We start from the raw sequence: 10,558 nt of genomic DNA, 5'->3' as shown, positions 1-10,558 counted from the left end.
CTGTCACTGCCAGGTGAAGGAGTCGGTGACCAGGCGCCACGGATCGACGTTGTCGGCATGCACCGGTCCGGACAGCGTGAGGTCCACCTCGCGACCCTGGTGGAAGAACGCGTACCGCTCAAATCCGTCCCGTATCACCTTGTTGGTGACCGGGTCGGGGGATGAATCCCCCTGGTATGTGAGCAGTACGGCGGTGCCGGCATGCCGCGTCACCTGGGAGGCAGTAGGCGCGGCGAAGTTCGCCACCCGCTGCCGCAGTGCGGGGACGGTCTGCGCGTTCACCGACTGCACCGTGGGAGCCGTTGCCGCGCCGGCCGTGGCGATCTCGATCCGGTTCAGCTTGTCCGTGAACACCGTCGTGCCGCCCTGGGCGCTGTGGGCCCAGCCCTCCGGCACCTTCACGGTGAAGCCACCGGCTGGTGGTTGGTAGACGACGAACGCCTGGTTGTCGGGGATGTCTCCGGGCGGATTCGTCTCGGTCGGCGCCGGTGTATGGGCGCCCGGGAGATGACTGCGCGCCGCGCTCACCGAATTTCCCGGCTCGGCGTTGTGGCTCGGACCGGAGTTTGAGCAGCCGGCACTCACCGCCGCGGTGAGTACCAGTGCGGCGACAGCAAGGGTGCTTCCGTGCTTCATGGCACTGCCCTTCTCGGGCCCTTCGGAGCCCCGCCGGGACTCGCCGGGGGCGGACGGTGATGGCAGCAACGCTAGTGAGCAGCCGGTTAACGTCCCGCCCGAGGAGGGTTAGAGGACGGCAAAACCGCGAGGCGGGCTCGGCCGGTGAACAGGCAGGCATCACCATGAAGGGCATGAGACAGCGTGTGGTGCGCGTGGCCGTCACAGCGGTACTGGTTGCCCTGGTCCTGCTGGCCATCCCACTCGGCCTCGCCATCAAGTCCTACTTCTTCGCCCACCAGCGCGAAGCCCTTGAACGCGACGCCCTCGCCGGTGCCGTCCGCGTCAGCCCGGACTTCACCACCGGCGACCCGGTGGAACTGCCCACTCCCGCAGCGGGCGAGCACTTGGGCCTCTACGATGCAGGCCCGCGCCTGAAAACAGGCGCTGGGCCGCAGAGCGGGGACCGGGCCGTCCAGCAGGCACTGGCCGCAGCCGCGGTCCGCTCACAGACCGGGAGCGATCTGGTCATCGCCGTACCCGTCTCCCACAACGAGCAGGTCATTGGTGTCGTCCGCGCCTCGGCTCCCGCCGGTGCGGTCTGGAACCGGGTCCTGGCCGGCTGGGGAGCGCTGCTCGGCGTGGCCCTGCTGGCGCTGGCCGTGGCGATACTCGTCGCCCGCCACCAGGCACGCGTCCTCGCAGCCCCGCTGGAAGACCTCTCACGCCAATGCCGGGCCGTCACCGACGGCGACCTCACCGCGCGCGCCCGGCCCAGCCCCATCAACGAGATCGACCAGGTCGCCCGCACCCACAACGACATGCTGCAAAGCCTGTCCGAACTCCTGCAACACGAAAAGAACTTCACCGCCAATGCCTCCCACCAGCTGCGCACCCCGCTGACGGGTCTTCAGCTCACCCTGGAGACGGCCCTTGCCCAGGACGATTCCCGGCTGCGTCCCGCAGTCGAGGAGGCCCTGGCATCCACCCGCCACCTTCACCAGACAGTGGAGGACGTGCTCCGCCTGACCCGGACGGTCCGACAGCCCGCAGCAGCGACCGCCGGGGAACCGGTGGGCCGCATCCTTGACGACCTCGCGAGCCGCTGGCACGGCCTCTTCGCCGACGACGGCCGACGCCTGGAGTGCGCCGCGCCTGAGGCAACCGCCCAGGCACTGATTCCCGGCAGGGCCGTCACCCAGATCCTCGACATTCTGCTCGACAACGCCCGCCTGCACGGCCGCGGAACGGTCGAAGTGACAGTCCGGGACTTCGAGGACGCCCTCGCCTTCGACGTGAGCGACGAGGGAACACTGGACATCGCCCCGGCGGAGCTGTTCACACGAGGCCACACGACCGGCCCCGGCGAAGGCATCGGCCTGTCCCTGGCCCAAGACCTGGCAGGCGCTCTGGACGGCAGACTCTCCCTTGCCTCCCACGCACCCACCCGGTTCACCCTCCTCGTCCCCCTCGGCCTCCCGGGAGACGACAGCCGTCGGCCTGCCGCGGGGAGCCGGCCGTAACCGCGACGGTGGGAGACCACAACGCTGGCATGGCCGGGCCTTCCTGTCCTCACCAGGGCAGCTGCGACCGCCGCTGATGGCGTCGTTATCGCTTTCCGGAAACCTTGCTGAGTTTGAGTGCGGCCGGGGCAGCGGAAGGGAGGGAGCCGCTTGCGCCCGGAGAGCTGCCCATCGCTGTGGCCATGGTCTTCTGGAGAAGGCTGTAGGACAGGATGGGCAGGAGCACTTCGGGCCGGTGCGAGAACCATGCGGCGGCCAGGACTGCGGCCGCGCTGGTGTTGTTCATGCCGGTGGCGAGCGTGAGCGAGATGTGGTCCGGACCGTTGCACCGGGTCCAGCGGGACAGCCACCGGCCGAGCAGGAACGAGAGTGCGCACGCTGCGGCGGACACCGCAAGTGACAGGACCAGCAGATCCGGATCGGGGTGGGTGAGCGCCTGGCCGAGCGCCCCGGCGGCGTTGATGTAGCAGAGCAGCAGGACGTTCACGAGGTTGAGCGCCTTGATCCAGGGCAGCACCCGGCTGATCCGGCGATCGCCGAGCAGGGCTCGCGCGAGGATCCCTGCCAGGCAGGGGAGTACGACCGAAGCCAGAGCGAACGGGCCGGCCCCGGTGTCGGCGAGGCTGTCGAGGCGGGTGGTGTCGTCCAGGCCGCCGGTGCCGCCAGGACCGACGAGCTGGCCGGCCAGATGCAGTCCGAGGGGGACAGTGAGTGGGCTGAGCAGCGTCGAGCCGAGAACCATGGCCACGACCAGCGGTACGTTCCCGCCGGCATTCTGTCCCCAGGATGCCGCTCCGCCCGCGATGGGCATCGCCAGTACCAGCATCACTCCGACAAGGAGGCATTCCACCTCAAGTAGGTCCGGCCATGAGCGCAGGAAAAGCGCGAGGGCCGGCAGGAGCACGACGGGCAGCAGCGCGTTGGCAGTAATGCCCAGCAGGAGCGGCAGTGGTCGGCGCAGTACACCGCCGATGTCCCTGACGCGGACTCCGAGACCGGCATTGAAAAGCATGATGGCTAGCAGCCCCATGGACAGCGTCAACTCTCTGCCGCCGACCGCGAGGGGGAGTCTCAGCCCGCGCATCACTTCACCGGGGCCCGGCACGATCCCGGCCACGACGTAACAGCCCAGCATCAGACCGAGCAGCCACTGCTGTGCTGCCGCCACCCCACGGATAATCACGCAGCGGATCATATCGACTACAGAGAGCACTGGGGTGGGGTGAGGTTCGGAGCGCCACTCGTCAGCCTGCACCCCGCCCGCACCGGCCTCGCGATCATCGGGATCCGTTTCCCGTCGGCCGAGGCAGTTTCCGCCCTTCCTGGCCGGTCAGGGTGCACGCGGACCGGCTGTATCACCACGCCCCCAATGGTCGGACCGCCGGATATTGCCGCACATCCAGCCGCAGGGGCGGAACACGGTAGGCCGTGCGCGCGGTTCATCGTCGGTCACGGCCGCCATGTCCGTGGACCGCAGTCGAATGGTCGCCTTTCCGCTGATGAGCGTGGGATGTGGGAAGGAGGGAGCTGAAGCCACCATCGCGGTCGGTGCCCCACCCGTAGATCGAGACGCCGTGCTGCCAGACACAGATGTGGGCGCCCTGCTCTGGCCGCTCTCGGCACTCGTGGGCGACCACCGCGCGGATGCGCGCAGGCGGAGCGAACTCGTCGCTGCCGGTGTTCCGCTGTTCGCACCCGATGTCGCCGGCTACCGCATCGAGCATCCGATGGCCGACAAGTACGGCCCGTGGTTCGGCTTCGTCCTGTGGCCCAGGCGGACAGACGTCGACACCAACGACCCCAACGGCTGGACCGTCCACGTGACCGTGGCACCCGTGCAGCCCAGCTTCCAGCCGCCGGCCTGCGACACGGTCGACCTGGGAAGCACGGTGCGGGGCGCATGCGAGCAGCTGGCCGTGAACACCTGGCGCACCGTCAATCCATACAGCGTCTTCTACTTCGTGCGCCGGGAGGGCTTCGTGATCGTGCTCTCCACATACGGAAAGCACGTCACCGATACCGACCTGCGCGCCCTGGCATCGACGTTGGCCGTCCGCGACCCGGACTGCCTCCGCCGCTGGTGAGGCGGAAGCAGCGCTGCCAGCGGACACCTCATGCGGGGCACCAGCCGGGATCGATGTCCTGGCGGTCGTTGTCGTCGCTCCAACTCCCGCTGCGTAGGCGGGGATCGGTTCGTCGACGTCGACGAGGAGCAGGAGTTGGTCCTTGAGGAGCTTACCTGCGAGCAGGTCCTGGGGCAGGGCCGGCCTCGCGTTCGCCCCGATCGAGCGCGCGCTGGCAATCCGTACGCCTCCCGCAAGAACCGTTCCTACCTGCGCCGACGCACCATCCCCGACCAGGCCGACCAGGCCCGCAACCGCAACAAGCTCGGCTCTCGCGGCGGCCGGCCCCCAGGTTCGACGCGGAGGACTACAAGGCTCGGCACGCGGTCGAATGCATCAATCGCCTCAAAAGGCACCGCGCCGTGGCCACACGATATGACAAGCTCGCGGTCCGCTACGAGGCGACCGTTCTCATCGCGGCCATCAACGAGTGGCTGTGACCAGCACAGTTACGCCATGGCTGCCTCAAGACACCCGGTGGCCAGGCCGCCGGGTGACCCTGCGGATCGCGCCTATGAGCTGCGATGCAAAATCCCGCACCAGGATCAGGGCGGCCAGCATCAGGCAGGCATGCGCCGCCGTCCAGGACCCTGCAGCGATGGCGCGCGTGTATGAAGCCACCCAGGGCCCTGCACTTCCAACGTCCCAAACAGGCCGCCGCGGGAAGTCGGCGCCGACCACCTTGCTCAAGAACCAACTCGAAACGCCGAGCATCGTCAGGCCGAAGGCCGCGATCACAAGTCTCCCCAGAACCGGGCGTCGCTTCAGTACCTCACCCATGCCGTCCCCCTCTTCAGCGCCCTCGGAACTATACGGACCGTCGCCTGCTCGGCCTGCTGCACGGCACCGATGTGGATCTCCAGTGGTGACGTCGAGTGCGACATCCACTTCCGATACACGGCATGAGGGCTGTCACGCAAAAGATCTTCGCGGATTGCCTGTGGGTTATCCCATGACGGCTCGGGCCGCGTCGAGGAACGCCAGCCGGTTGTCTTCCAGATAGTCCCGCACGCTCTCGCCGTCGGGCAGGCCTTCCCACACGGTCCGGTTGAGGTCGAGGAAGTAGGCGCGTGCGGCGTCATGCACGGGCAGGGGGAACTGGATGCGCAGGAGCCGCTCCGCGACCCACAGCCTGTTCATGACGTCCTGGGTCGTGCGGTGCCAGGGGTGGGTGTCGTCGAACTCTGCCGGTCGGCTGAAGGCGGCGCGTTCGGCCTCGGCGCCGACCTCGATGAACCGCTCCAGCAGTGTCAGCCGCTCCGCTCGCCGGGTCTCCGACAACGCGATCTGCTGGCGCTGTTGTTCGGCACGTTCAGCTGACTGCTGAGTCCTGTGCTGGACGAGGTAGGACAGCATGCTGCCGAGGGCGACGCCGCCCAACGATATGAGTGATACCCAGACCTGACCCGACATGGCGGTCATCGTCCCATGCTGTTGATCCTATGGAGATCGAGATCCGCGGTGACGCCTGCGAGCGGCAAGCCGGCGCAAGCTGATTACCGCGCTACGGCGCGATGGCGCGGACCCCGTCCGCAGGGGCCGACCGTGGAGCCTGCCACTGGGGACCCGGTTCTTCTGGTTGCCGCGCACTGGCGCACGAACCTGCCCCTGCGGCAGCTCGCTTCCTTTTCGATGGACGCCTCTCAGCAGCCCACAACTGAACCGCAAACCACACCAGTTAGACCGAAGGCTTTACAGACCCGCTTCCGCCACGACCTGTGCAGCCCGCCATCAAGAACCACCGCGCCCACATCCGGGAGGCTCTTCCGATATCCCGGAGGGGCGGGGTCCGGTGGTTCAGGACGGGTTGGGGACCAGGGCGCGCTGCCAGTGCTGGGTGTCGGCGTACTCGCGCATGGTGACGATCTTTCCGTCGCGGACGGTGAAGACGCCGATGTTCTTCTGGTGGTACGGCCTGCCGGTCTTGCCGGTCGCCCAGGAGTCCCACTCGACGAGCACCTGTTCGCCCTCGCCGAAGACGTTGGTGACCCGCACGCCGATCTCACGGTCCGGGTCCAGGTGAGCGAAGGCGGTCGCCAGGAACCCGTTGATCACCTGGTCCCGGCCCTGCCAGGTGCCGGAAATCGGCAGGTCACCGCCGTACCAGCAGCTGCCGTCCTCGGCCCAGGAGTCCCAGATCACGTCCTGATCGCCGACCGCCAGCGCGTCGAAGTAGCGCTGCAGCACGTCCCTGGGTTCGATGCTGGTCATGAGGTTGTTCCGCCCCTTCGTTGAGTCGGGGCGGCCCTTCCGCCCTGCCCGAAGTCAAGCCGCAGGCACGGCGCTGATCAAGAAGCATTCCGCACCTGCAGTCATCACCAATCGCGATCGTGCACGACACGGGGCCACGCCCGGCCCCAGGAATTGAGCACCTGAGTTGGCGAGGACCGCCAACTCAGGCACTCAGTCACATCAGCAATGCGTGCCGCGGCGCAACCAGTCGTGCGCCGCATGCCGCCCCCGCACCGTGAACGTAGGCTGGGTGGTTCTAGGTTCTCGGCCTTGGCGTCACGCAGCGGCGCGGTGACCTGGACGTTTTCAAACGGTCTCGCGTCGGGTCGTCTGCCTGCCGTCTCAGCGTCGTGTCGTTTCCTCAAGCGGGTGCAAGACGGCCGACGTCTCATGAGTTCTGGTCCGCGCCGTCCGCTGGGTGGGGGAGCAGGGGGAACAGTCGGGTGATGAGGGCCACCGGTCGAGCATCGTCGGGCCGGGCCAGGGGGCGTTGTTCGCGGTCCTGGTAGGGCGCGAGGGCTCGTCGGATCGCGTTCGCGACCCGGCTCATCTCTGCCGGTGTCAGGTAGGCGACGGCACTGAAGGCTTCGTCGTGGCGCCATTCGGACGGTGCCTCATTCCGCTGAGTCAGCCATCGCTGCCAGCTCTCGTCCTCCAGTCCGCGGGCCAGGTCGCCGAATTGCTCCTCCATCGGCCCGTCGGCAGCGGGGTTGTGCTGCTTCAGACGCCAGGGACGTGCGCGGCCCCCGCTGTGGGGGGCCTCTTCGATGTGTTCGTGACGTGCGAGCTGCCGTAGGTGGAATGAGCAGAGGCCAGAGCTGTAGCCCAGCCGGGAGGCGGCTTCGGTGGCCGTGACGGTGCCGACTTCGGCGAGCAGGTCCAGCAAGGCTGTGCGGACTTCGTGCTCGCGCAGTTCGTCGCTGCTGCTGGCTGTCCGGCCGTCCGGGACGTTGACGTCATCTTCAGTCACTTTGCAAAGTCTGCTACTTTGCAAAGAACTTGGCAAGCAGTAGTCCTGCTGAAGGCAATCAGCCGCGGTGACCTCCGCGGCATCTGTGGCGCGCACAAAAGGGAGACATCCGTGTCTGTTCGTCAGGAGCGGTCCCGTTCCGTCGACCGACGAGTCCGTGTGCAAGGCCACCCGGTGGACGCCTATCCAGCGCTGCCGCCAGAGGCGGAGCGGGGTTCGGTTCGCAGGGTCACGGTGGTGGGTGAGGAAGTGCTGAGCCGTCCATGCCGGGAGGTGACCGAGTTCGGGACTCCGGAGTTGTCGGCGTTGATCGACGACATGTTCGCGACCATGTATGTGGCCGACGGTGCCGGCCTGGCTGCCAACCAGGTGGGCGTAGACCTGCGGTTGTTCGTGTACGACTGCCCGGATGACGAGGGGATTCGGCATGTCGGTCACCTCATCAACGCGGTTCTGGACCTGCCCGATCCGGGTAGCCGCCGGCTCGTTGACGACTTCGAGGGCTGCCTGTCCGTGCCCGGCGCCACCATGGCGGTTCCCCGCACCGATCGTGCCGTCGCTCGTGGGCTCGACAAGGACGGCAACCCGCTCGTCATCGAAGGAACGGGTTACTTCGCCCGATGTCTGCAGCATGAGACCGACCACCTCTTTGGTCACACGTATCTTGACCGGCTCTCCAAGCGGGACCGCAAGGACGCCGTGCGGCAGATGGAAGACTGCCAGCAGGACGTCTTCGCGCAACGCGCGATCAAGGCCGCCAGTCTGGGGCGGTGAGACGTCGCATAGCTTCGTGATCGGCATCACCAGTCATCCGTGTGGTCGGGAGCGTCATAAATGATCTCTATAGGTACTGTGGCGGCTCTACGCCGGTATCCGGTCAAGTCCATGCTCGGCGAGGATCTTGCGTCCGTGGTGGTGACTCAGGCAGGACTGTCCGGCGACCGGACGCACGCCGTGCTCGACGAGGCGGGTGCGGTCGGGAGCGCCAAGCACCCGCGTAAGTGGGGCCGATTGCTGGGCTGTCGAAGCCGGATTGCCGATGACACCGTCGAGGTTGAACTGCCCGATGGAGTGATCCGCACGGTCGACGATCCCGATGTGGATACCCGGCTGTCCAAGCTGCTGGAACGCCCGGTCTTCGTCGCAGCGAGCGCTCCTGCTCACAGCACGCTGGAGCGTGCGGTGCCGGAGTACGAAGGCGGTGTCCCGGATGCCGTGCGGGCAACGGCATCTGTGGACAGCACGGGCGAGGAGATCACCGTGGGCAAGGTGGCGTCGGGAACGTTCTTCGACTACGGCCGGGTCCACCTCGTCACCACGTCCTCACTGGCAGGGCTCAAAGCCGTCTATCCCACCGGCGATTTCGATCCGCGTCGTTTCCGGCCGAACCTGGTCGTCGACACCGGTGGGGCACCGGCCTTCATCGAGGATGGCTGGCAGGACTGGCAGTTGCGCGTAGGCGAGGCGCTGTTTCGCGTGGTGGTGCCCACGCCCCGCTGCGTGGTCCCCACTCTCGGCCATGACGAACTGAAGGCCGACCCTGGCATCATGCGTGCGATCGCCCGAGAACATCGGGTCCCTGTCTTCGACTTGGGGCGGCTGGCCTGCTTTGGGGTGTACCTGGATGTCCTCGAACCCGGCACGGTCCGGCTGGGCGACTCGATCACGCGGCAGAACGGATCTTGATTGATCAGATCAGCCGACCAGCCGATCAGGCGGGTGGCTGAGTGTGACCTCATGGTTGCGTCAGAGGGTGATACGTGAACTTATGTCGGTTTCGTCGTCGCTTGAACGTGTGACTGTGCGGACCTGTGGCGTGCCGCGAGGCTCGGCCGTGCTGGAGTGACTGCGTGAGCGACCGCATGCCCTACAGGAGCGACTTGTCCGACGAGCGGTGGGCGCTGATCGAGCCCGTGATCACCGCGTGGAAGGCCCAGCATCCCTCCGTCAGCGGGCACGAGGACCGGTACGAGATGCGGGAGACCGTAAACGCGCAGCTCTACGGGAGTCGTACCGGCTGCCAGTGGGACTACCTGCCGCACGGCCTGCCTCCGCGCGGCGCGGTGTACTGCTACTTCGCCAGGTGGCGCGACGATGGCATCGACCAGGTCATCCACGACCTGTTGCGCTGGCAGGTCCGCGAGAGCAAGGGCCGCCTCGTTGATCCCAGCCTGGTGGTGCTGGATACCCAGAGCCTGCACGCGGCCGCCGGGGTGCCCGAGGACACGACGGGACGGGACGCGGCAAAAAAGGTGCCAGGTCGCAAGCGCGGCCTGGCCGTTGATGTGTTGGGCCTGGTGATCGCGGTGGTGGTGCTGGCCGCCTCCGCCCACGACAACGCCGCCGGCACCGCCCTGCTGGACAAGGTCGCCGCCGGGACCGACACGGTCAAGAAGGCCTTGGTGGACCAGGGGGTTCAAGAACACCGTCGTGGCCCACGGCCAGCAGGTGGGCATCGAGGTCGAAGTCGTCGAGCGCAACCCGGCGGAGGTCGGCTTCGTGCCCCAACCCAAGCGGTGGGCGGTCGAGCAGACCAACGGGATCTTGATGCTGCACCGGCGTCTCGTCCGCGACTACGAGCACCGTCCCGCCACCGCCGAATCACGGGTGCACTGAGCCATAGGCGATGTGATGGCCCGTCGGCTGACCGGCAACCTCCACCTCCTGGCGCGGCGCATGAGCGAGGACCCGCACCACACCCTCGGCTCGGTGCTGGCCCGCCTGGAAGCCCGCGAACAGCAGATCGCCACGCAAGTGGGGCCGCCCACGAGAAGATCGCGGAACTGACCGCGCTGCTGAGCGAACTCGACCAGGCCACCGAACTGGCGGTGTCCGCCGATGCCGACGGTCCGTTGCGGGCACGGCACGGCGCGTCTGCGAGGCGATGGACCTGGAGATCGTGCCGAACAACGTCAACAACGTTCGCACCAAGCCCAAGCGCCTGGTCCGCCGCGGGGTCCTGATCGAGACCGAGCCGGGACTGTTCACCCAACCACGACCGTAACCCCTCGACGAGTGCCCCGATCAGTCCGCTTGTCTCAACCGCAACGACGAACCAGACACCCCGGCCTTTGATAGTGCCGCTCGGCGAACAT

11 protein-coding genes and 2 pseudogenes are annotated in these 10,558 nt (G+C 67.4%); 7 read left to right on the top strand and 6 right to left on the bottom strand.

Going from position 1 to position 10,558, the window contains the following annotated elements; translation table 11 throughout:
- Window positions 1–3: 3 nt before the first annotated feature.
- The gene (locus BG418_RS08225; RefSeq protein WP_188273067.1) at window positions 4–636 is read right to left on the bottom strand and encodes a hypothetical protein; all 633 of its coding nucleotides are present in this window, start codon (window positions 634–636) and stop codon (window positions 4–6) included.
- A gap of 173 nt (window positions 637–809) precedes the next feature.
- Between BG418_RS08225 and BG418_RS08220 the strand changes: the two genes are divergently transcribed.
- The gene (locus BG418_RS08220; RefSeq protein WP_188273066.1) at window positions 810–2,138 is read left to right on the top strand and encodes a HAMP domain-containing sensor histidine kinase; all 1,329 of its coding nucleotides are present in this window, start codon (window positions 810–812) and stop codon (window positions 2,136–2,138) included.
- An 85-nt stretch (window positions 2,139–2,223) separates the two neighbouring features.
- Here BG418_RS08220 and BG418_RS08215 read toward each other — a convergent pair whose 3' ends face one another.
- Window positions 2,224–3,321 (bottom strand): bile acid:sodium symporter, encoded by a 1,098-nt coding sequence (locus tag BG418_RS08215; protein WP_188273065.1) that lies wholly within the window; start codon window positions 3,319–3,321, stop codon window positions 2,224–2,226.
- 391 nt (window positions 3,322–3,712) lie between these two features.
- Here BG418_RS08215 and BG418_RS08210 point away from each other — a divergent pair, with 391 nt between their 5' ends.
- Window positions 3,713–4,222: a hypothetical protein gene (locus BG418_RS08210; RefSeq protein WP_188273064.1), complete on the top strand. Its 510-nt coding sequence runs from the start codon at window positions 3,713–3,715 to the stop codon at window positions 4,220–4,222.
- Window positions 4,223–4,726: 504 nt separating this feature from the next.
- Here the strand turns inward: BG418_RS08210 and BG418_RS08200 are convergent.
- Window positions 4,727–5,041, bottom strand: a complete 315-nt coding sequence (locus BG418_RS08200; RefSeq protein ID WP_188273063.1) for a hypothetical protein — start codon at window positions 5,039–5,041, stop codon at window positions 4,727–4,729.
- Window positions 5,042–5,206: 165 nt separating this feature from the next.
- On the bottom strand, window positions 5,207–5,683 hold the full coding sequence (locus BG418_RS08195; RefSeq protein WP_188273062.1) for a hypothetical protein: 477 nt from the start codon (window positions 5,681–5,683) through the stop codon (window positions 5,207–5,209).
- 67 nt (window positions 5,684–5,750) lie between these two features.
- Between BG418_RS08195 and BG418_RS08190 the strand changes: the two are divergent.
- Window positions 5,751–5,891: pseudogene (locus tag BG418_RS08190) on the top strand (IS5/IS1182 family transposase); the annotation flags it as partial.
- 167 nt (window positions 5,892–6,058) lie between these two features.
- Here BG418_RS08190 and BG418_RS08185 read toward each other — a convergent pair.
- Window positions 6,059–6,472, bottom strand: coding sequence for a nuclear transport factor 2 family protein (locus BG418_RS08185; RefSeq protein ID WP_188273061.1), 414 nt, complete (start codon window positions 6,470–6,472; stop codon window positions 6,059–6,061).
- 409 nt (window positions 6,473–6,881) lie between these two features.
- The gene (locus BG418_RS08180; protein WP_188273060.1) at window positions 6,882–7,463 is read right to left on the bottom strand and encodes a helix-turn-helix domain-containing protein; all 582 of its coding nucleotides are present in this window, start codon (window positions 7,461–7,463) and stop codon (window positions 6,882–6,884) included.
- 111 nt (window positions 7,464–7,574) lie between these two features.
- On the opposite strand from BG418_RS08180, the gene def reads away from it, so the two are divergent.
- From def to BG418_RS39685, 4 genes and pseudogenes are all read left to right on the top strand, one after another.
- Window positions 7,575–8,237, top strand: coding sequence for a peptide deformylase (def, locus tag BG418_RS08175; RefSeq protein WP_188273059.1), 663 nt, complete (start codon window positions 7,575–7,577; stop codon window positions 8,235–8,237).
- Window positions 8,238–8,297: 60 nt separating this feature from the next.
- The gene (locus BG418_RS08170) at window positions 8,298–9,149 is read left to right on the top strand and encodes an MOSC domain-containing protein (RefSeq protein ID WP_223184539.1); all 852 of its coding nucleotides are present in this window, start codon (window positions 8,298–8,300) and stop codon (window positions 9,147–9,149) included.
- 164 nt (window positions 9,150–9,313) lie between these two features.
- Window positions 9,314–10,076: pseudogene (locus BG418_RS08165) on the top strand (IS5 family transposase); the annotation flags it as partial.
- A gap of 18 nt (window positions 10,077–10,094) precedes the next feature.
- Window positions 10,095–10,250 (top strand): hypothetical protein, encoded by a 156-nt coding sequence (locus BG418_RS39685; RefSeq protein WP_223184538.1) that lies wholly within the window; start codon window positions 10,095–10,097, stop codon window positions 10,248–10,250.
- The last annotated feature ends 308 nt before the right edge of the window (window positions 10,251–10,558 follow it).

The organism is Streptomyces sp. CBMA152 (genome assembly GCF_014596475.1).
Classification (GTDB): Bacteria; Actinomycetota; Actinomycetes; order Streptomycetales; family Streptomycetaceae; genus Streptomyces.
This window is presented reverse-complemented; position numbering and strand designations above follow the sequence as displayed.

What these genes read in the sequence shown, in the direction of transcription:
- BG418_RS08185 (WP_188273061.1), bottom strand. Translation starts at nt 6,472, where the DNA reads ATGACCAGCATCGAACCCAGGGACGTGCTGCAGCGCTACTTCGACGCG.
- BG418_RS08220 (WP_188273066.1), top strand. Translation starts at nt 810, where the DNA reads ATGAGACAGCGTGTGGTGCGCGTGGCCGTCACAGCGGTACTGGTTGCC.
- BG418_RS08195 (WP_188273062.1), bottom strand. Translation starts at nt 5,683, where the DNA reads ATGACCGCCATGTCGGGTCAGGTCTGGGTATCACTCATATCGTTGGGC.
- BG418_RS39685 (WP_223184538.1), top strand. Translation starts at nt 10,095, where the DNA reads ATGGCCCGTCGGCTGACCGGCAACCTCCACCTCCTGGCGCGGCGCATG.
- BG418_RS08170 (WP_223184539.1), top strand. Translation starts at nt 8,298, where the DNA reads ATGATCTCTATAGGTACTGTGGCGGCTCTACGCCGGTATCCGGTCAAG.
- BG418_RS08200 (WP_188273063.1), bottom strand. Translation starts at nt 5,041, where the DNA reads ATGGGTGAGGTACTGAAGCGACGCCCGGTTCTGGGGAGACTTGTGATC.
- BG418_RS08225 (WP_188273067.1), bottom strand. Translation starts at nt 636, where the DNA reads ATGAAGCACGGAAGCACCCTTGCTGTCGCCGCACTGGTACTCACCGCG.